Origin of the sequence: Lentzea sp. HUAS TT2 (assembly GCF_051853195.1) — a bacterium.
Classification (GTDB): Bacteria; Actinomycetota; Actinomycetes; order Mycobacteriales; family Pseudonocardiaceae; genus Lentzea.
In genome coordinates, this window is the sequence record NZ_CP196667.1 from 9,256,485 (window position 1) to 9,275,982 (window position 19,498).

15 protein-coding genes and 1 riboswitch are annotated in these 19,498 nt (G+C 70.4%); of the genes, 4 read left to right on the forward strand and 11 right to left on the reverse strand.

The window, feature by feature from the left end; translation table 11 throughout:
- Positions 1-3 precede the first annotated feature (3 nt).
- Genes ACSHWB_RS43670 through grpE form a run of 5 tightly spaced genes read right to left on the reverse strand, consistent with a single transcriptional unit; the run spans position 4 to position 8,455 of the window.
- Positions 4-2,382: a GTPase-associated protein 1-related protein gene (locus tag ACSHWB_RS43670; protein WP_439659212.1), complete on the reverse strand. Its 2,379-nt coding sequence runs from the start codon at positions 2,380-2,382 to the stop codon at positions 4-6.
- Positions 2,379-3,578: a TRAFAC clade GTPase domain-containing protein gene (locus ACSHWB_RS43675; RefSeq protein ID WP_439659213.1), complete on the reverse strand. Its 1,200-nt coding sequence runs from the start codon at positions 3,576-3,578 to the stop codon at positions 2,379-2,381. Before ACSHWB_RS43675 ends, ACSHWB_RS43670 begins: the two co-directional genes overlap by 4 nt.
- Positions 3,578-6,235, reverse strand: a complete 2,658-nt coding sequence (locus tag ACSHWB_RS43680; RefSeq protein ID WP_439659214.1) for a hypothetical protein — start codon at positions 6,233-6,235, stop codon at positions 3,578-3,580. Before ACSHWB_RS43680 ends, ACSHWB_RS43675 begins: the two co-directional genes overlap by 1 nt.
- A complete protein-coding gene (locus ACSHWB_RS43685; protein WP_439664775.1) occupies positions 6,235-7,872 on the reverse strand; it encodes an Hsp70 family protein in 1,638 nt (545 codons plus the stop codon). Before ACSHWB_RS43685 ends, ACSHWB_RS43680 begins: the two co-directional genes overlap by 1 nt.
- Positions 7,862-8,455, reverse strand: coding sequence for a nucleotide exchange factor GrpE (grpE, locus tag ACSHWB_RS43690; RefSeq protein WP_439659215.1), 594 nt, complete (start codon positions 8,453-8,455; stop codon positions 7,862-7,864). Before grpE ends, ACSHWB_RS43685 begins: the two co-directional genes overlap by 11 nt.
- 488 nt (positions 8,456-8,943) lie before the next feature.
- Between grpE and ACSHWB_RS43695 the strand changes: the two genes are divergently transcribed.
- Positions 8,944-9,969, forward strand: a complete 1,026-nt coding sequence (locus ACSHWB_RS43695) for a helix-turn-helix transcriptional regulator (RefSeq protein ID WP_439659216.1) — start codon at positions 8,944-8,946, stop codon at positions 9,967-9,969.
- A gap of 216 nt (positions 9,970-10,185) precedes the next feature.
- Here the strand turns inward: ACSHWB_RS43695 and ACSHWB_RS43700 are convergent, their stop codons facing one another.
- Complete coding sequence (locus tag ACSHWB_RS43700) at positions 10,186-10,668, reverse strand: hypothetical protein (protein ID WP_439659217.1); 483 nt, start codon at positions 10,666-10,668, stop codon at positions 10,186-10,188.
- A gap of 76 nt (positions 10,669-10,744) precedes the next feature.
- Here ACSHWB_RS43700 and ACSHWB_RS43705 point away from each other — a divergent pair, with 76 nt between their 5' ends.
- Entirely contained in the window at positions 10,745-11,566 is an 822-nt protein-coding gene (locus ACSHWB_RS43705; RefSeq protein ID WP_439659218.1) for a siderophore-interacting protein, read from the forward strand.
- Here ACSHWB_RS43705 and ACSHWB_RS43710 read toward each other — a convergent pair.
- Genes ACSHWB_RS43710 through ACSHWB_RS43730 form a run of 5 tightly spaced genes read right to left on the reverse strand, consistent with a single transcriptional unit; the run spans position 11,552 to position 16,199 of the window.
- The gene (locus ACSHWB_RS43710; protein WP_439659219.1) at positions 11,552-12,157 is read right to left on the reverse strand and encodes a hypothetical protein; all 606 of its coding nucleotides are present in this window, start codon (positions 12,155-12,157) and stop codon (positions 11,552-11,554) included. The genes ACSHWB_RS43705 and ACSHWB_RS43710 overlap by 15 nt on opposite strands.
- The gene (locus ACSHWB_RS43715) at positions 12,154-13,707 is read right to left on the reverse strand and encodes an amidohydrolase (RefSeq protein ID WP_439659220.1); all 1,554 of its coding nucleotides are present in this window, start codon (positions 13,705-13,707) and stop codon (positions 12,154-12,156) included. Before ACSHWB_RS43715 ends, ACSHWB_RS43710 begins: the two co-directional genes overlap by 4 nt.
- Positions 13,704-14,093, reverse strand: a complete 390-nt coding sequence (locus ACSHWB_RS43720) for an acyl-CoA thioesterase (protein WP_439659221.1) — start codon at positions 14,091-14,093, stop codon at positions 13,704-13,706. The genes ACSHWB_RS43715 and ACSHWB_RS43720 overlap by 4 nt, the downstream gene beginning before the upstream one ends.
- Positions 14,090-15,466 (reverse strand): AMP-binding protein, encoded by a 1,377-nt coding sequence (locus ACSHWB_RS43725; protein WP_439659222.1) that lies wholly within the window; start codon positions 15,464-15,466, stop codon positions 14,090-14,092. Before ACSHWB_RS43725 ends, ACSHWB_RS43720 begins: the two co-directional genes overlap by 4 nt.
- Positions 15,459-16,199 carry an enoyl-CoA hydratase/isomerase family protein gene (locus tag ACSHWB_RS43730; protein ID WP_439659223.1) on the reverse strand — a complete coding sequence of 247 codons (741 nt, stop codon included), beginning with the start codon at positions 16,197-16,199 and terminating at the stop codon, positions 15,459-15,461. Before ACSHWB_RS43730 ends, ACSHWB_RS43725 begins: the two co-directional genes overlap by 8 nt.
- 76 nt (positions 16,200-16,275) lie before the next feature.
- Here ACSHWB_RS43730 and ACSHWB_RS43735 point away from each other — a divergent pair, with 76 nt between their 5' ends.
- Together ACSHWB_RS43735 and metE are read left to right on the forward strand one after the other, a co-directional pair.
- Positions 16,276-16,836: a TetR/AcrR family transcriptional regulator gene (locus ACSHWB_RS43735; protein WP_439659224.1), complete on the forward strand. Its 561-nt coding sequence runs from the start codon at positions 16,276-16,278 to the stop codon at positions 16,834-16,836.
- Positions 16,835-17,039: riboswitch (cobalamin riboswitch) on the forward strand. (Overlaps the previous gene by 2 nt.)
- Before the next feature lie 108 nt (positions 17,040-17,147).
- Positions 17,148-19,373, forward strand: coding sequence for a 5-methyltetrahydropteroyltriglutamate--homocysteine S-methyltransferase (gene metE / locus ACSHWB_RS43740; protein WP_439659225.1), 2,226 nt, complete (start codon positions 17,148-17,150; stop codon positions 19,371-19,373).
- The last annotated feature ends 125 nt before the right edge of the window (positions 19,374-19,498 follow it).

The following is a 19,498-nucleotide window of genomic DNA, read 5'->3' on the forward strand; positions in this document are numbered from 1 at the left end:
GGCTCACTCCTCATCCTTGCGGCCGAAGGGCCACCGGACGGCCCGCGACGCGGGCTTCTCGACCGGCTGCTTCCTCGGCGGCGGCTTCGAGGCCCGCCTGCGGGACTCCGACTGCTGCTTGCGCGCGTTGGTGGTGAAGGCGAGCCACTCCTTGACCTCTTCGCGGCCGAGCACCGCGCTCACCTCGTCCACCCGGTCCTCTGCCGACGTCGTGGCGAAGCGGCGCAGCCTGGCCTCGAGCTCCTCGATGCGGGGCTCCGGGCAGTTCGGCGCCATCGCCGTGAGGTAGGTCATCGCCACGGCCCGCGGACTGGTGGTGCCCCAGGGCGACCAGCGAGTCGGCAACTCCCGGCACAGCACCGCGATCATCGACGGACCGGCGTGGCGGATGGCGGTCGCGGCGTCCTCCGGGCGGGCCTTCTCCAGCAGCACGTGCAGGATCTGGCCCGATCGGGCGACCAGCGGGGTGTCGTGCAGCTTCTCCAGCTCTTTCGCGTTGCGCGGCATCGGGTTGGCCAGCCACTTCCGCAGCTTCGCGTCGTCATCGACGGTGCGGCGCAACGAGGACTGGTGGGGCAGGTGACCCCGGTCGGCGAGCAGTGCGAGCACGTCGAGCTCAGCCCGCCCGACGGTGCGCAGCGCGTCGAAGATCGCCGTGGCGACCTCCCGTCCCGTCCTCTCGTACCGGGTGACGAACCTCAGCATCTCGTCGGTCGTGGGCGCCGCGGTCCCGAACAACGCGCGCCAGGCAACGGTTTCACCGCCGGCCATGTCCAGGACGCGGGTGATCACGGCCGAACGTGTCTGCGGGCTGCCGTGGGCGACCGCCGCCGACGCCAGCGCGGCGTCCAGCGGCGCCGACGGATCGGAGATGGTCTGCCACAGCAACGTCCACCAGGCCTGGCCGACATCGGCACGCACCGGCCGGGTGCTCAGCTCGTCGCGCACCAGATGCAGCATCTGCTCGACGGTCGGCCATCTCCCCACGTCGACCGCGGCGGCCGGGTGATCCGCCCACCACTTGACGAACCGGTGCGCGCCATCGCGGAAGGCCGCGGCATCCGGCCGCACGCCGAACCCCGCCGCGAGCACGAGCAGCGAGTTCATCAGCTCCGGCCGCACCTGGTTCGCGGCACGGCCCGCCTCGGCGACCATGCCGGGGGTGGCCTTGACGGTTCGTTGGGGCGCAACGGGTTCCGCGGAGCCGGCCAGCACCGCACCGACCTCGGCCGCGAACAACGCCTGCCGGACCTCTCCCGCGAGTGCCGGTGCGACACCGTGCCGATAGGCGGCCTCGTCGAGCAGCCGCAACGACGACACGTCCCGCACCGCCCCGAGAGCCGCCTTCACGAGCTCGCTGCGGTACTCCTCCACGGACTCAAGGGGTTGCACCGCGAGCCATTGCGCCAGTGCGGCGCCGGCAGCGGGGTCCTCCAGCGGTTCCCCGAGCGTGACCACGCAGCTGGCCACCCGGTCGCCGGAGGTCTCCGGTCCTCCCCTCGCCGCGGCACTGCCCGCGGCCAGTTCGACGGCGTCGACGACGTCGTACGGGTCGTCACGCAGGAACCGGGGCACCCAGTGCCGTGCGGCCTCGGTCGGTGCGACCTCGGCGTGTTCGCCCGTCACCAGGTTGAACACCAGGAACTCGTCGCTGCGCCGCACGTCCGCGTACGAACCGGCCCAGTCGGGGTGCAACGCGATCACGTCGTGCCTGCTGTACTGCGGGTTCGTCGCGAACACCCGGAAGCTGACCCGAAGGGCCCTGTTCTGGGGCAACAGCAGCGTGCCCGCCGCGAGCCAGCCCAGCACGTCGGCCGCGTCGGTCGCGACGAACGCGATCCGCTTCGCGTCCGGTCCGCCGACCCGGTCCAGCGCGGAGAACACGGCCGTCAGCCACTCCTGGCCGTCCGGCTTGCCCAGCACCCACTCCCGCACCGCGTCCCGGCCCCACGGACCGTGCTCCGGCGCTGCGGGGACGGGCTCGCAGCGGGTGCTCGACGCGGGTTTCTCGGCCCACCACGGCGCGTCCCACAGCTGCGCGGGCCGGACCTCGCCGTACAGGTCGGGATCCGCTGTCGTGACCGCGTGCGTGAACTGGTTGCCCTCGCGGGCCCCGTTCACCTCCGCGCCCAGGTAGATCCCTCGTGCGGTGGCGAAGACGCCGTCGACGCTGTGGGTCAGTGAGGGCGGGTACTCCCCGGCCGGCCGGCGTTCCCGCATCCACGCCGCCGGTGCCTCGTACAGCGAGGAACGCTGCACCAGCGCCATCTCGTCGTGCCCGACCCCTTCGGAGACGGCCTGGAACTGGAACCCGGCGCCGCCGCGCAGTCCCTGGCCCGGCAGGCAGTCGGTGTAGAGGAGCGAGGAGAACCCGGTGCTCATGCCGTCTTCCTGCCCTCGATGATCCGGTCGAGCGAGAGCAGCCACAGCAGCGGTTCGTCCACTCGGAACGGACGCACGCCGCCCGAGCTGACCCGTGCGTGCTCGTAGTCCGGCTCGGCGCCGAGCGAGGAGACGCCGAAGTAGCGGAACTTCTTGTAGTGCGCGCGCAGGTGGGCGTCGATGTCGTCGGCGTCGAGCTCGGTGAGCAGCGACCGCATGTGCTCGTCGGTGTCCTCGCCGTTGCTCTCGTCGTAGAACGGTCCCGTGTCCGGCCGGGTCAGCAGCGGGTGTCCCTCCCCCAGCAGCTGGAAGAACGCGTCGATCTTGGAGAAGACCACCGCGACCGGGATCTTGATCTTGCGGCGGGTCCCGAGGCCGTGGCTGGTGCGCAGCAGCTCGGTGATGCGGCTGAGCACGTTGTAGGGCGGTTCGGTCTCGCGTTGCGCGAGGCGCGGGATCGAGATGCGGTCCTGGGCGCCCTTGAGCTGGAACGGGTCCAGCAGCACGATCAGCCCGTCCGCCGCCGACAGGTACGCCTGCGCGTTGACGAACTCCTGCGAGGTCATGTCCTCGCCCGCCGCGTCGTAGAACGACAGCGTGCTCGTGTTGTGCACCTCGCGGCCGAGGCTGCGCCGCGCCTGCCGCCACTGCAGCACGAGCGGCACCTTCACACCGTCGACCGCGGCCCTGGTCTGCTCGAACAACCTGCTCTCGCCGAACAGCGCGGACTCGTAGTCCTCCAGCCAGCCGGCGACCGAGACGTCGCCGCCCTGGCGGTCGCCCGCGAACGAGATGTCGGCGGCGAACCGGCGCCGGATGTTGTGCCGCAGCTCGTGCACGAGCACGGTCGTGAACACGGTCTTGCCCGAGTTCTTCCCGCCCACCACGGCGATCAGCGGGCTGCGGCTGTCGGCGAAGTTCGCGGGCAGCGGGGTGTGGCAGACCTGGCACGCGCGGATGCCGGTCGAGCCTCCGCACCTGGGGCAGTCCATGAGCCGCTGCGGCAACGGGTTGCGCGTCTCCCGCGGCGGGAACGTCGGGTAGACCGCGGCGGAGAAGCCGGTGAGCCGTTCCCGGTCGACGTCCTTCTCGCGCTTGCACCGGTCCCGGCCGGGCGTGGCGCGCCCGGTGCACTGGAACCGCAGCTTCGCCAGGTCGATCCGGTGGTAGCAGTAGGGACAGGAAGCCTTGGCCATCAGGACACCTTCAGTTGCTTGGTCGGCGGGTCGACGAGCAGGGCGACGCCTTCCTCCTCGAGGAAGCACCTGATCCAGTAGGGCTTGCGCATCTTCGGCAGCTCGGCGGTCAGCTCGACCTCGGCCTGCGGAAGGAGGTCCTGCGGGCTGCGCAGCACGACGACGCCGTCGTCGGGACCTCGTGGCATCACCGCGCCGGCGGCGACCACCACGAGCACCGTGCAGCGGCGCACCGGTTCCTCGGCGGCGAGCCGGACGCGCACGGTGCCGCCGCCCAGCAACGGCCGCCGGGCCAGCTGCACGGAGTACCGCAGCCGTGGCGGCGCCGAACGCACGGTCAGCTCCGTGTCGCCGGAGACGCACTCACCGCCCGAAGCGGCGACCACGGTGCGCACCCGCACCTTCAGGTCGCCTTTGCCGCAACGCAACCGGGCGCCACCCGCGAGCTGGTACTGCTGCCGGGTGAGGCGGAGCTTGCCCTTCTCGCCGCCGCACTCCCAGCGAACCTCCGCGGTACCAACGGCTTCCGGCCACGCCCAGGAGATCACGTGCTCGTCGCCGAGCCGCTGGTGCCGGACGTCGGTGACCGGCAGGGCGATGCCGAGCGAGGCGTCCTGCCCGCACAGCGCGCCGTTGGGCCCGATCGTGAACGGCACGTACCAGAACATGCCGGTCGGCACGTCGGCGGTGAGCGTGCGCCAGTCGCCGTCCTCGGTGAGCGTGCCGGTGAGGTCCGTGCCGTACGCCATGACCTCGGGCAGCGGCACGGTCGCGCCGAACTCCCAGCGGCACGGCACCTCCGCGCGGCGGAGCACGACCTCGACGTCCGGCTCCGGCATCCGCCACGTCACCGCGATCTTCGACCCGCCACCGGGAACGGCGGCCAGCCGCAACGCGGCGACCGGTGCGCCCGCACCCCTGGCCGACGCCCGCACCTGGACCGCCGCCGCGCGGGCCACTGCGCCGTCGGTGCGCCGGTAGCAGGCGACCAGCGTGTAGGTGTGCTCTCCCTTGCCTTCCAGACGATCCGTGAACGAGGTCTTGCCGGTCGTCCGCACCGAACCGGACCCGCCGCGGCTGACCTCGACGGCGAACGCGTCGGCGTGCACCTGCCACCGGCCGGTCACCACACCGTCCTCAACGGACAGTCCGACGTCGTGCACGGGAGGCAGCACCTCGATCGTGGCTGCGGCGGGCCGCGACCACGCGTCGGCGCCCTCCCCCGCGGCGAACACCGCGTAGCCGACCACCTGACCCGCCGCCGCCTTGCGGTCCAGTGCGACCGACCCCGGTCCCTCGTGCACCACGGCGCCGTCCGCGGGATCGGCCGGCGCGCGGCCGTTCTGGCGCACCACCCGGTAGCGCGTGCGGTCGTCGTGGCTCACCGCGCGCCGCCACGACAGCCGCACGCCCAGTCCGTCGGGATGTGCGGTGAGCTCCAGTGGCGGCGGCAACGGGATCCGCCCGAGTTCGGCCGTGAGCTCCGCGTCGTCGGACGCGAGGGCCACGGCCTGCCGGTACTGGTGGCGTGCCTCGTCCTCGTCGCCACGTCGCAGCGCCTGCTGCGCCGCCTCCCTGCACTTGCGCACCGTGGCGAGCTGCTGGTCGACGAGCGTGCGTGCCGCGGTGGCGTCGTCGGAGCCGGTGATCGTGCCGAGCATCTGCTGCGCGGTGACGAGCCTGCCCTCCTCCAGCAGCGCCTTCACCGCTGCCAGGCCGGTGATCGGCGCCTGCGCGGACTCGTTGAGCACGCTGAAGATCGCCTGCCGGGCGTCGTCGCGCGCGAGTCCCCTGCCGGTGAGCCGCTTGAGCAGCGCCACCGTCGGCACGCCGCTGCGGTGGTTGGCCCGCACGTCCTCCAGCAGGTGGAACAGGGCCAGCTCGCGCAGGTCGACCTTGCCCTTCGCCGCGGTCGACAGGATGTTGAGCGCGCCCCGTGCTGCCTGGTTGCCCGAGCGGCGGTTCTCCCGGTCGACGGCCTCGGTCACCGCCCGTGCCGTCAGGCCGGCGCTGTGCGGAGGGTCGCTGGTGAACTGGTGCAGCACGGTGAACGAGTTCAGCGGCCCGTGCACGAGCTCGGGCACGCTGCCCAGGTCCGCGTCGAGCAGGCCGCGTTCGAGCTCCCGGTACTGCACGTCGGGCAGGCCGCTCGACTGCGGCAGCCCGACCGGGTCGGCCTCGCTGACCGACGCCGCGACGAGCGCCTTGGCGACCTCGGCCGGCGCGAGGGAGGTGAACTCCGCGTCCAGCAACGCTTTCAGCTGGCCCTTCGACACCAGGCCGAGGTCGCCGAACCCGGTGCGCAGCGTCTGCGCCAGCTCGTCGATCTGGCCGGCCCTGGACCCCTGCCGCGACGCGTCGTACTGCCGCCACCAGTCGATGCGGCCGAGGTCGGCGCCGTGCTCGCGTTGCAGCGCCTCGTCCGCGCGCAGGAACGCCTTGTAGACGCTCTTCACCGACAAGGGCTTGTTCTGCGCCTGCGCGCCCTTGTTCCAGTGCGACCGGATCTCGGCGAGCCGCCGGGCGACGTCCGGGTCCGCCATCGCGAGGTCGACGGCGTACCGGGTGACGAGGTCGTCCGGCAGCGCACCGGCGGCACGCCGCTTGAGCGGCTTGACGACGGCTTCCTCGTACGCCTTGGGGTCCAGTGCCGCCATCAGCCCGACACCGTCAGACCCGCGACGACCTTGGCCGCCTCCTCGACCTCCTCCGTGCTGAGCACGGACACCCTGACCTTGATCACCAGTTCCTTGCCGGTGGACATCTCGGTCGCCTGGACCTGCAGCGTGCCCTCGTTGTCCACCAGCATCTTGATCTCGACCGGGGAGCCGGCCGGCAGCGACGGCAGCCCGTCGATGGTGCCCGCGCCGTCGTTGAGGTGCTTGTTCTCCCCCATCTCGCGGCCGGCGACCGCACCGGACTGCTCGTAGAGCTCGATCTCGACGGCGTTCTGGCCGTCGTAGATCGTGGCGGCGGACAGCTCGCCCTCGGCCGGCAGGGAGTCGTTGGCGTGCACCAGGTGCTCGACGTAGTAGCGGGTCGGCTTGCTCTGCCAGTCCGGCGCTTCGGTGTCGACGAGCTTCACGCCGAACGCCTTCGGCAGGACGTTGCGCGTCTCCTTGTCGGCGATGGTGCGCAGCTTCTGCGTCGAGAGGCCGGTCTTCGCCGCGATCGTCTCGACGGCGGCGTCGACGCCCTTCTCCTCGGCCTCGCGGTGCACCACGCGGCCGAGTGCGTAGAGCGCGGCGCCCTTGGCGACGGCGAGATCGGGGTCGTGCAGCTTGGGGTCCCAGCCGAACTCCGCGCGCAGGCGGGCGGCGACGGCGGGCATCCTCGTGGAGCCGCCGACGAGCAGCACCTCGTCGATCGTGCGGCCGGGTGCCTTCTGCTCCAGCGTGGCGAGCGTCCTGCGGACGATCTCGACGGTCTTCGCGAGCAGGTCCTCGGTGAGGCTCTCGAACTCTGCGCGGGTGACCTCGACCCGCGCGCTCACACCGGCCCCGCGCAGCGGCACCGGTCGTGACTCCACTTTGGACAGCTGCTTCTTGGTGTCCTCGGCGGTCTTCGCGAGCGTCTGCAGGAACTCCTCGTCGTCCTCGGGGTCGACGTCCGGCGGGACGTGCTCGCGGAACGCGTCCAGCAGGTGGCGGTGCAGCCGCGCGTCCCAGTCGGCGCCGCCGAGGTGGTCGTCGCCGTCGGTGCAGAGCACGACGATCTCGTTGTCCGACACGGAGATGACGGTGGTGTCGAACGTGCCGCCGCCGAGGTCGTAGACGAGGATCGTCTTGTCCGACGCGCTGGTGGTGGCCTCGTAGTGCAGTGCGGCGGCCACGGGCTCGGGCACGATGCCGATCACGTCCAGCCCCGCCAGCACACCCGCGGTCCTGGTGGCGTCGCGTTCGAGCATGCCGAAGTAGGCGGGCACGGTGATCACCGCCTTGGTGGCCGGTGCGCCGTGCAGGTCGACCGCGTCCTGCGCGAGCTGGCGCAGGATGAGCGAGGAGATGGACTCGGGCGAGTAGGTCTTGCCGTCGAACTCGAAGGTGGCCTTCGTGCCCATCTGCCGTTTGATCAGCGAGACGACCCGATCCCCGTGCGTCACCACGGAGTTCTTCGCCACCGAGCCGACGACCACGTTGTCGGCGTTCTCGAAGAAGACCACCGAGGGCGTGGTCTCCAGGCTGTCGGTGTTGCGGCACACCGCGGGCTTGCCGATCTCGTCGACGTACGCGATCGCCGAGTAGGTCGTCCCCAGGTCGATGCCGTACACCCGGAATGCGTCGTCAGACACCATCTTCACCCTTCTCCTGTTGCTGCGTGCCCGTTTCGGTGTCCTGCCACTTGCGCACGTTCACGCGCGCCGGGGTGGTGACGCGGTCGAGGTTCGCGTCGTAGTAGCCGTCCGCCACGACCTCGGCGATCGTCGCGTCCTCGTCCTTGCTCGCCGCCTCGACGACCTTCACCGCGCGGTGGTCGCGGGCGGAGAACGGCGTGCCGGGCTCCGGCCGGATCGGCGTGCTGCCGCACCGTTCGAGCGTCTGCTCGACGCTCAGCGCGAAGGACTCCAGCAGGTCGGCCACCTGCCGTCCGGACATCTCGCCCGGCACGGTGCTCGCCTGGCGCAACAGGTCGTTGCGCAGCGTCTGCAGGTCCACGACGACGGGCTTGAGCACCAGCGACCGCTCGCCGACGCGCAGCCGTTGCACCTCGTCGTGCAGGTCCTCGATCACCTTCTCGCGGGCCGCCGCGCGGACGTGGTGGGCGCGGGTCTGCTCGGCCAGGTCGCCGGTGAGCTCGACCAGCCGTTCCAGGTGGCCGGGGGCAGGCGACTTCCCAGCGTCATCGTTTGACGCCGCACCACCCTGCCCGTCGATCAATTGCCCGACCTGCGCATTTGCCCCCGCTACCTCCTCGAACTGTTCCCCTCGAACGGAAACGACACCTTCGGACGGCTCCCGCACACCATCAACTCCTCGATTCCCCACCTACCAGGCACCGCTTTCTTCGCGTTCCCGACGCGGCTCGTTACCTGGATTTCAACGTCAATTCTTAGGCCGATCGACTGAAACCAGGAACGCGCTGACCACTTGCCACCAGTGACAACTTGCAGCCATGGACCGCACGTGGATCCGGTGATATCGCGCGCGTGAGCACGGGTTTGCGGATCCGCAACCGCACATCTCGCCCAGACGCACTGCGCCACCCGCTCGCCGTACTCCATTGACCACGGATGTACTAGTGCGGCCACGACCGCCCCGAAAAACACGACAGATTCGGGACAACAAGTGGACTACCGCCTGTTTAGTCCCCCGCATTCCGCGAAGCTGGTAACGAATTCCCGCCGATCAGCGAAGCAGGGACCGGATTGACGCGCAGCACGAGTTCCACCGCCTCCTCGCAGCAGACCTCCCGGTCACGCAGGGTCGCCTCCACGCCGAAGCTCGCCACGAAGGGACAGCGCGAGATGGACGTGCCAGACCGAAGCCGCCCGCTGGCCGGCCTCGTCAGCCAGGACGCGGAGGCGTTGTTCCTGCGCATGCTGGCGACCGGTGGCGCGCCGGGCGAGACCCGCGACGCCGCGGCGACGGAGCTGCTCGACCTCGGACTCGCCCTGCACTCGGCCTCGGGCACGACCCTGCTGCCCGTGGACCAGTCCGCCGCGCTGCGCCTGCTGCTCGAACGCCGGCAGCTCGACCTGGTCGAACAGCAGCGCCGGATCCTGGACGGCTGGACGCGACTCACCTCGCTGCTCCCCCGCGACCTGGGTGGCGGCGGCCGCGAAGGCGACGGCGTGGTGCCGCTGGCGAGCTTCGACGAGATGGCCGCCAGGACCGCCGAGCTCTACCCGTCGGCCAGACAGCACGTGCGCGGCACCGAGACCGGCGACGGGCCCACGATCATCAACGGCACCAAGGGCAGGCAGTCCGCCGCGCGGTTCCGCATGATCTACCCGGTCAACTGCGTCTCGACCTCGGCGGGCGCCCGGATCGTCGAGGATTCCGCGGCGTGCGGCAGGCAGGTCAGGCTGCGCCGCGACGTGCCGATGAAGATGCTGCACGTGGACGACGAGGTCGCGCTCATCTCAGGCGCGCGCTCCACAGGGTTCCTCGTGCAGACGCCGGCCATCGTGACGATGCTCGCCGAGTGGTTCGACCTGCTGTGGGCGGACTCGGCGACCATCGCCCCCGCGGGCGCCGAGAAGGCCGGGCTGACCGCGGCCCAGCACAGGGTGCTGCGCCTGATGTTCGCCGGTGACGACGCCACGATCGCGCGCAAGCTCGCGATGAGCACGACGACCGTGCGCCGGCACGTGAAGTCGATCTACGAGGCGCTCGGCGTGAACAGCAGGTTCGCCGCGGGGGCCGCGGCCGCGAAACGGGGCTGGATCTGAACACCCGGCCAAAGTTCCGTCTCCAGCCCGTTGGCCCCAGCGCCCGAAGCAACCCAAGGCCCCAGCGCGCGCTTTTCTGCGGCACGCGGGGCCCCCGCGTGTGCTCTGAGAGTACGCAGGGTCCCCGCGTGCGGTTCCAGAGTTGAGCCGGGCACGCTCAAGTCCAGGGCTGCGGGCCGTTGCCCGTCGTTTCGGACAGGGCTTGCGGGCAGGTGCTCAGGCCGGTTGTTCCAGCTCGTCGGCCCTGTCCTCCATCCGCTGGACACTGCCCTCGTGTTCCGCCGAGCGCATCGCCGTGATCGCCGCGTACAGATGCGCGCCCACGTACGGATCCTCCTCCTTGCGCTCGTTGACCTCGCCGAGCGTGGCGTTGTACATGGCCTCCGTCATCGCCGCGAGCAACGCGCGTGCACGGGGCGCGACACCTCGGGGCGCGGCGGCGTCGATGATCGGCGTGACGCGTGCCCACACCTCGTCCGGCGGACCGGGCGGGTAGAGCTGGTTCAGCCCGAGCAGGCCGTTCTCCAGCGCGCCCATCACCAGCCAGGCCTCACCCTCGTCGTCGGGCAGCAGTCGTGCGACGGCCTCGGCGTCGCGGTGGCAGTAGGCGATGGCGAGCCGCAGGCCGATGGCCTGACTGCGGTTCTTGCTCGCGGGCTCTTCGAACCACCACTGTTGTTGCGCGGTCCTGGGGAACATCTTCGCAGTGTGCGGCACTGATCCCGATTTCGCCCGAGGACTTAGGTAAGCCTAACCAAAGGTGTATGTTGCGGGCATGTCGCGCTACTCCGCCTTCGACCGGTTCACGCTCAAGGCCGCCACCAAGGCCGCCGAGATGCTGATGGCCCCCGCGAACCGCCGCGAGGTCTTCGACCAGTTCGTCATGACCGTCACGGCGGTGACCGAGCTCAGCGAGCACATGCGCCGGATCACGTTCCACGCGCCGGAGCTCGCCTCGTTCGCGGTGACCGGCCCTGACGAGTACTTCGGCCTGCTGATGGCGACCGGCCGCGACCTCGTCATGCCGCCCGACGACCGCATCAACGTCCGCTCGTCGCTGCGCGCGATGCCCGAGGAGACGCGGCCAGACCTGCGCTGGTACACGGTCCGCGCGCACCGGCCCGAGGTGTCCGAGATCGACGTCGACTTCGTGGTGCACGGCGACGCCGGCCCCGGCACGCGCTGGGCCCGCCGGGCGATCGCGGGCGACCAGGCCGGGTTCCGCGCCGGTGGTTCGGCCTACCGTCCGCCCACGGAAGGGTCGGTGCTGCTCGCGGCCGACGAGACCGCGTTGCCCGCGCTCGCCGCGATCCTGGAGGTCGAGACGCGGCCGATGCACGTGTACGTCGAGGTGCCGGACGAGTCCTACAAGATCGACCTGGAGGCCGAGTGGGTGTTCCGCGGCTCTGACGAGCCGGGCAGCGCGGCACTGAAGGCGATCCGGGGCAGGACGCTGTCCACTGTGGAGTACGCGTGGGTGTGCGGGGAGTCGGGGCTGGCCAGCGGGGTGCGGCGGCACCTGGTCAAAGACCGCGGGGTGGACCGCAAGACGATCATGTTCAGCGGGTACTGGAAGGCCGGGTCAGCCCGCACGTGAGACGCCGCTGAGCCGCAACGTCCGCTCCACCAGCGGATCGGACGGCGCGATCCCGTACCGGTGCTCGTACACCGCCACCGTGATGCGCGCCAGGTCCTCGGCCGCGGCCGGTGACTGCGCCACGTAGTCCGCGGCCATCAGCAGCATCGGGTAGCCGGCGCTGCCCTGGGGCGGCAGGTAGCCGTTGACGGGCAGCAGCACGGCGCCGAGACGGCGGTAGAACGCGATGCGGCGGTGACGGATGCGTTCCTCCGCCGGGTCGATGCCGTGCTGGGCCGGGTCCTCGACGTCGTAGATGATCCGGGTGTGGCCGGCGCTGGTCATGGCCACGCGCAGATGTGTCCAGAGGTGTTCGCCGAGGCCCCTGCCCTTCTCCCCCACGGTGAAGTAGCGCAGGTAGACCCAGCCGGTGTCACCGAGAACCCTCAGCACCGCGAGGCCAAGAGGCTTGTCGTCGGTCAGTACCAGGGCGGTGTCGGCGAGCAGGTCGTCGAACGGCGCGCGCAGGTGCGGTTCGAAGCCGTCGAAGTAGATCTGTTGCACGTCAGCGAGTTCGGCTGACGTGAGCGAAGAAGCGGCTACCAGCCTCATCGGAACTGTCCCCCCACCATCGTGCGCAGCACCTGGATGTCCTTGATCCGGTCTGTGGTGACCGGGTTGTCCGAGAGCACGACGAGGTCCGCGAGCTTGCCGACCGTCAGCGTGCCTTTCACGTGCTCCTGTTTGCAGGCGTAGGCGGAACCGTAGGTGAAGGCGCGCAACGCTTCCAGGCCCGTCACCGCCTCGGCCGGGCTGAACGGCGTGCCGGACGACGTGAGCTGGTGGACCATGTCGTGCATGCCGAGCAACGGGGCGCCGCTCACCACCGGGCGGTCCGAGCTGCCGGGAACGATCATGCCCGCGTCCAGCAGCGAGCGTTGGCGGTAGGCCCACCGCGAGCGTTCTGGCCCCAGGGCTTTCAGCATGCCGTCGCCGATCTCGTTCACGAAACGGCCCTGTGGCACGGCGATCACGCCCAGCGCGACGGCGCGTTCGACCTGGTCGGGGCGGGCCACGCCGAAGTGTTCGATGCGGTGGCGGACGTCGGGGCGGGATGCGACGCGGTGGGCTTCCTCGTAAGCGTCCAGGACCAGGTCGATGGCCGCGTCGCCGATCGCGTGCGTGGCCACGCGCCAGCCGCCGCGGTGGGCCGCGATGATCCGCTCCCGCAACGCGTCCGACGAGTCTTGCAGGTAGCCGTGGTTGCCCGGGGTGTCGGCGAAGTCGTGGCACATGGCGGCGGTGTGGCCGATCAGGGAACCGTCGGAGAAGATCTTGGTCGGGCCGATGCGCAGCCAGTCGTCGCCGAAACCGGTGCGGACGCCCAGGTCCAGGCCGAGGCCCAGTTCGGTCACGGGGTGCAGGACGTCGGCGGCGATCATGAGCTCCACCCGGACGTGCAGCCTTCCCTGCTCGCGGGCGCGGTGGTAGGCCTCGAGCTCGACCGGGGACTTGCCGATCCAGCCGCCGCCGATGCCCGCCTCGACGCAGCTCGTGATGCCCTCGCTGAGGTAGACGCGGCCGGCGCGGTCGATCGCGTCGACCAGGGTGTCCACCGGGTAGGGCAGGACCAGCGGGTTGACCAGTTGCTGGGCCTGTTCCTGCAGCAGGCCCGTCGGGCGGCCGTTCTCCGTGACGACCAGCCCGCCGGAGACCTCGACCGGGCGCTCGGAGATCCCCAACGCTTCCAGCACGGGCGTGTTGACCACGCACATGTGACCGGACGTGTGCTTGATCCACACCTTGCGGCCGCGGGCCACGCGGTCCAGGCCGTCGCGGGTCGGGTGACCGCCGCACTTGTTCTGGTCGTAGCCGAAGCCGACGACCCACTCGCCGTCCGGCGCGGCCGCCACGGCCGCGTACAGGGCGTCCAGGCTCGTGACCCGGCAGTCCACTTCGGACAGAGTCAGGCCGAACCAGGCCATGTGGTTGTGGGCGTCGTGGAAGCCCGGTGTGACGGTCGCGCCCTGGAGGTCGACCACCTCGCGGGCGGGGACCTCCTCCAGGGCGACGATCCGGTCACCGAGGACGGCCAGCGCGGACGCCGGGCCGTCCAGCGTCACGAACTCGGCGTTCGTGAGCAGCAGGTCCGCCTTGATCATGCGAGTCCTTCGAAGGCCTTGCGGTACCAGTCGCTCCACGGCGCGGGACGACCGTCGGGTCCGACCTTGACGATCACCCGGTGGCCGGAGGCGTAGTGGCCGCAGCGGAAGCCGTAACGGGCGCTGGTGGTGCCGATGCGGTCGGCGGTGATCTCGACCAGAAGCATGCCGGGTGCGGTGAAAGCCGCGTTGAACTCGATGTGCAGTTCCTTGACCACGTAGTTCAGGTCGGGGTCGCGGTCGGCGTAGGTGGACCAGCCGAAGCCCATCGACTCGAACAGCGCGGACTGGGCGCGTTCGACGTGGAGTGCGAACCGCGAGTTGTGCAGGGTGCCGTTCAGATCCAGCTCGTCGAAGAAGACAGGGCTCTCCCAGTGAAAGCTCACCGCAGCAGCTCCTTGGCGACGCGTTCCGACGGGGTGCGCGGTAGATCCTCGCGGAACTCCCAGAAACGCGGAACCTTGAACGAGGCCAGGCGTTCGGCGCAGTACGAGGCGAGCTCCCGATCAGTGATCTCCCCGACCACGAACGCCTTCACCTCCTCACCGCGAATGTCGTCCGGCACGCCGATCACGGCCGCGAGGCGCACCGACGGGTGCGACATCAGCACTTCCTCGACCTCGTGCGCGGCCACGTTCTCGCCGCTGCGCCGGATCATGTCCTTGGTGCGGCCGAGGTGGTAGACGCGGCCGTCCTCGATCCGCGCGAGGTCGCCCGTGCGGAACCAGCCGTCGGCGAACGGCGAGGGCAGCCCGAGGTAGCCGTCCATCATCCCGGGACCGCGCAACCACAGTTCGCCGTCCACGATCTTGGCCTCGCGGTGCGGCGCGGGCAGGCCGAGGCAGCCCGTGCCGACGAACCTGTCGTGGTCCTCGGCGGTGATCCGCAGGTCGGCGCCCGTCTCGGTCATGCCGAACGCCTCGAACCAGCCGACGCCCCACCGCTCTTCCAGCTCGGCGTGCAGGGCGGGCGGGATCGCCGAGGCCTGCACGACCCGCACCCGATGCGCGCGGTCCAGCGGGTCGGGTGGCATGCGCAGCAACAACGTCGGCATCGCGCCGAGGCAGTAGAAGTAGGTGACGCCGTGCTCGCGGACCTTCGCCCAGAACGACGAGGGGTGGAAGCCGTCCAGCACCACCAGATGCGCGCCGGCGAGCAGCGCCGCGACGACGTTCCACTGTGGATCGATGTAGTGGAACGGTTGCGCGGTCAGCATCACGTCGTCGGAGCCCAGGTGCGGGAAGTGCTCGACCAGGCTGCCGCCGAGCGTCATCCAGTACGAGTGCGACAGCACGCACGCCTTCGGCTTCCCGGTGGTGCCGGAGGTGAACTGCAGGCTGACCGGCGCGGACACCTCGCCCTGCACGAACCCCTCGACCGGCTCCAGCGCTTCCACGTAGTGCACCACGTGATCAGCGAGCAGCGGCCGGAACTCCTCCGTGCTGACCACGGCCACCACCTCGGCGGTCCGCAGCACGTGCGCGGCGTCGACCGAGCGGTACCGAACGTTGATCGGCACGGCCGTGGCGCCGAGCTTGACCAGCGCGAACCAGACCAGCGGGAACTCCGGCACGTTCCGCAGCATGATCGCGACCCGGTCGCCCGCGCGGATCCCCCTGTCCCGCAACGCCTGCGCGTACCCGTCGGACAACGCGTGGATCTCGGCGAACGTGAACGAGCCGCCAGGATCGAACGTCCACGCGATCTTGTCCGGCCACCGCGTCACGGCCGTGCGCAGTGCTCCGATGAGATCAGCCACGGCCGAACTCCTCACGGGGCTTGTCCCCCTCACCGGAGGTGCTGGTGATCACGGCGTGGTCGACCTCGGTGGCCAGCGCCTGATCAAGCGTCGCGCCGCAGCCTTGGTCGACCGCGCGTTTCGCCAGCAACGCGGCCACCGGCGGCTGGGCAGCGATGCGTTTCGCGAGCTTCATCGCGTGCTTCTCGTGGTCGTAGACCTCCCGGTAGACCACCCCGAGCTGCATCAGCCGGCCACCGGTGATCCGCTCGCCCAGCAGCAGCCATTCCTTCGCCTTGTGCGGACCGACGACCTTCGGCAGCAGGCCAGAGATGCCTCCTGTGACGCTGAGACCAACGCTGACCTCGGGAAACCCGAACTCCGCTCCGATACTCGTCACGATGAGGTCGCACCCCAGGGCGAACTCGGCGCCCGCACCGAGCGCGTACCCGTGGACCGCCGCGATCACCACACCGGGGAAGTCGCGGATCGCGCGGGTGACGTCCTGGATGCGCTCCAGCCGTGCCCGCGTCTGCTTCTCGGTCTCGACCGGCACCGGCTCCTTGAGGTCGTGGCCCGCGCAGAACGCCTTGCCGCGGCCCGCCAGCACGATCACCCGCGCCCCGTCCTCACGAGCCCGCGCGAACGCCGCCAGCAGGTCCTCGACCAGCGCCGGGACCACGGCGTTGAGCCGTTCCGGACGGTTCAGGTGCACCTGGGCGATGCCCTCGGCACAGGAGTAGTCGACGGTCATCTCTCCCCTTCGATCGATCGATCGATCGGGCTTGACGCTAGAGTGAGCGCGTCCGGCCGGTCAAGGGAGGCAGCAGATGACGACGGAGGAACGGGTCCGCGAGGCCGCCGTGCGGTTGTTCGCCGAACGCGGCTTCCACGGCACCGGCATCCGCGACCTCGCCCAGGCCGCCGGCCTCTCGTCGGCCACGCTCTACCACTACATGGGCACCAAGGAAGACCTGCTGGCCGAGATCATGCGCACCAGCCTCACCGAGCTGATCGGCAAGGCCGAGCTGATCACCGGCGACGAGACGGACCGCCTCGTCGCGTTGGTCGAGATGCACGTGCGCGCGCACGCCGAGAAGCCGCGCGAGACGACGGTCGTGGACGGCGAGATGCGCGCACTGACCGGTGAGCGGCGCGCGGAGATCGTGGCGTTGCGCGACCGCTACGAACGCTTCTGGCAGCAGGCCATCGACGACGGGGTGAAGGCACGGAAGCTGACCGTGGCCGATCCGGGTGTGGCGCGGCTCGCATTGCTGGAGATGTGCAGCGGGGTTTCGCGCTGGTACTCCCCCACCGGGCCGGTCGACCTGAGTGATCTCACCGTCCAGTACGCGGACATGGCGCTGGGCATGCTCGGCGCGGCCCGCTAGGGTCGGTGCTGCCAGCGGTTCACCCGGGCTCGTTCCGGGTGGAGCAAAAGGGAACCCGGTGCGAGTCCGGGACTGCCCCGCAGCGGTGAGTGGGAACGAAAGCCGTCAGAAGCACTGGGTCTGCCAGATCTGGGAAGCGACGGCCGGTAGGAGCAGGCAACACGCCCACGAGTCCGAAGACCTGCCGCCGGTCCGCGCGCCGACCCGGTGCGCGGTGCTCCGGAGCCTCTCGGGCGGGCTGACGGGCGCGGCTGCGTGCCGTCCTGCTCGCGTGTCTCCGGTGCTTCCGCACGCTCGCGAGGAGAGAGCTTGTGACCATCGGCAGCACTGTCTTTGGTTATCCCCGAATCGGACCGAAGCGCGAGCTGAAGCGCGCGGTCGAGCAGTACTGGACTGGGAAGATCGACGAGGCCGCCCTGCGGGAGACGGCGAAGCAGCTCAGGGCGCAGACCTGGGCCGAACTGTCCGAACTGGACTCCGTGCCGTCGAACACGTTCTCGTTCTACGACCAGGTGCTCGACACGACCCAGCTGTTCGGCGCGATCCCGCAGCGGTTCCGCGACCTCGGACTGTCCGAACTGGACACCTACTTCGCGGCGGCACGCGGCCGTGACGGCGCCGCGGCCCTGGAGCTGACCAAGTGGTTCGACACGAACTACCACTACCTGGTGCCGGAACTGGGCCCGGACACCGAGTTCCGGCTGGCCGGTGACAAGCCGATCGCCGAGTACCGCGAAGCGCTCGAACGCGGTTTCACGACCCGTCCGGTGCTGCTCGGCCCAGTGACGTTCCTGTTGCTGGCCAAGAGCACGGTCCCGGGCTTCGACCCGCTGACGTTGCTCGACCGCCTGCTCGAGGCCTACGTCGAGCTGCTCGGCCGCCTGCGCGTCGAGGGCGTCGAGTGGGTGCAGATCGACGAACCCGCGTTCGCCGCCGACCGCACGGCGGCCGAGCTGAACGCGTTGCGCCGCACGTACCGGACGCTGAGCGGGCTGCCGGGCCGGCCGAAGCTGCTGGTCACCGGCTACTACGGCGATCTCGGTGAGGCGCTGCCGATCCTGGCGGCCTCCCAGGTCGAGGCGATCGGCATCGACCTCGTGAGCGCACCGGACACGTCGGTCGCGATCCCCGCGTTGCGCGACAAGATCCTGGTCGCCGGCCTGGTCGACGGACGCAACGTGTGGCGCACCGACCTGCACACCGCGCTGGCGAAGGCCGCGACACTGCTGGGCTTCGCGAGCGAGGTCGTCGTGTCGTCGTCCTCCACGCTGCTGCACGTGCCGTACGACCTGGAGGCTGAGGACCTGGAGCCGGACGTGCAGGCGCGGCTGGCGTTCGCCCGGCAGAAGGTCCGCGAGATCGTGGTGCTGGGCAAGGCTTTGCGCGAGGGAGCCGACGGCGCCTGGGCCGACGAGGCGAAACGCCAGGTGCCCAGCCCGCGCCGGGACGACCACGTGCGGGCGCGCATCGCGTCGCTGCGGCCGGAGCACAGCCTCCGCGCGCCGTACGAGGAACGGGCCGCGGCCCAGCAGGCCCGGCTCGGGCTGCCGCCGCTCGCGACCACGACGATCGGCTCGTTCCCGCAGACCGGCGACATCCGCAGGGCGCGCGCGGCGGTCAGGAACGGCGAGATCACCGAGGACGAGTACGGGCAGCGGATGCGCGACGAGATCGGCCGCGTGATCGACCTGCAGGAGGACATCGGCCTGGACGTGCTGGTGCACGGCGAACCCGAGCGCAACGACATGGTCCAGTACTTCGCCGAACACCTGGAAGGCTTTGCCAGCACGGAGTTCGCGTGGGTGCAGTCGTACGGGTCGCGCTGCGTCCGGCCGCCGATCATCCACGGCGACGTGTCGCGGCCGAAGCCGATGACGGTGCCGTGGAGCACCTACGCGCAGTCGCTGACGGCCAAGCCGGTCAAGGGCATGCTGACCGGCCCGGTGACGATCCTCGCGTGGTCGTTCGTGCGCGACGACCAGCCGCTGGCCGACACCGCGGCCCAGGTGGCGCTGGCGTTGCGCGACGAGATCCGCGACCTCGAGGCCGCCGGGATCCGGGTGGTGCAGGTCGACGAGCCGGCGTTGCGCGAGCTGCTTCCGTTGCGCCGGAAGGACCAACCGGCGTACCTGGAGTGGTCGGTCGGCGCGTTCCGGCTCGCCACCGCGGGCGCGACGACGGGCACCCAGATCCACACCCACCTGTGCTACTCGGAGTTCGGCGAGGTGATCGGCGCGATCTCCGACCTCGACGCGGACGTCACGACGATCGAGGCGGCCCGGTCCAAGATGGAGATCCTGGAGGGCCTGGAGTTCCCGCGCGGCATCGGTCCCGGCGTCTACGACATCCACTCACCGCTGGTGCCGGGCGAGGACGAGATCGTCGCGCTGATCACCGAGGCGGTGCGTGCGGTGCCAGGTGAACGTTTGTGGATCAACCCCGACTGCGGGTTGAAGACGCGCGGTTACGCCGAGGTGGAGCCCGCGTTGCGAAACCTGGTCGCGGCGACCCGTCGCATGAGGTCCAGCCTGGGCTGATGAGAGCGCGACCCCGGGACGTGATCGATTCCGTCCCGGGGTTGTTAATTTCCCGGTATGGCAAAGATTTGGCGAAGTACCTAGACGTGAACGCGGTTCATGTACCACCTTCGGCCTCGCAAGCC

Bases quoted from the DNA above. Each gene is read 5' to 3' on its own strand.
- ACSHWB_RS43685 (WP_439664775.1), bottom strand. From the start codon at position 7,872: ATGGTGTCTGACGACGCATTCCGGGTGTACGGCATCGACCTGGGGACG.
- ACSHWB_RS43715 (WP_439659220.1), bottom strand. From the start codon at position 13,707: ATGATCAAGGCGGACCTGCTGCTCACGAACGCCGAGTTCGTGACGCTG.
- ACSHWB_RS43675 (WP_439659213.1), bottom strand. From the start codon at position 3,578: ATGGCCAAGGCTTCCTGTCCCTACTGCTACCACCGGATCGACCTGGCG.
- ACSHWB_RS43705 (WP_439659218.1), top strand. From the start codon at position 10,745: ATGTCGCGCTACTCCGCCTTCGACCGGTTCACGCTCAAGGCCGCCACC.
- ACSHWB_RS43730 (WP_439659223.1), bottom strand. From the start codon at position 16,199: ATGACCGTCGACTACTCCTGTGCCGAGGGCATCGCCCAGGTGCACCTG.
- ACSHWB_RS43680 (WP_439659214.1), bottom strand. From the start codon at position 6,235: ATGGCGGCACTGGACCCCAAGGCGTACGAGGAAGCCGTCGTCAAGCCG.
- ACSHWB_RS43700 (WP_439659217.1), bottom strand. From the start codon at position 10,668: ATGTTCCCCAGGACCGCGCAACAACAGTGGTGGTTCGAAGAGCCCGCG.
- ACSHWB_RS43735 (WP_439659224.1), top strand. From the start codon at position 16,276: ATGACGACGGAGGAACGGGTCCGCGAGGCCGCCGTGCGGTTGTTCGCC.
- ACSHWB_RS43710 (WP_439659219.1), bottom strand. From the start codon at position 12,157: ATGAGGCTGGTAGCCGCTTCTTCGCTCACGTCAGCCGAACTCGCTGAC.
- ACSHWB_RS43670 (WP_439659212.1), bottom strand. From the start codon at position 2,382: ATGAGCACCGGGTTCTCCTCGCTCCTCTACACCGACTGCCTGCCGGGC.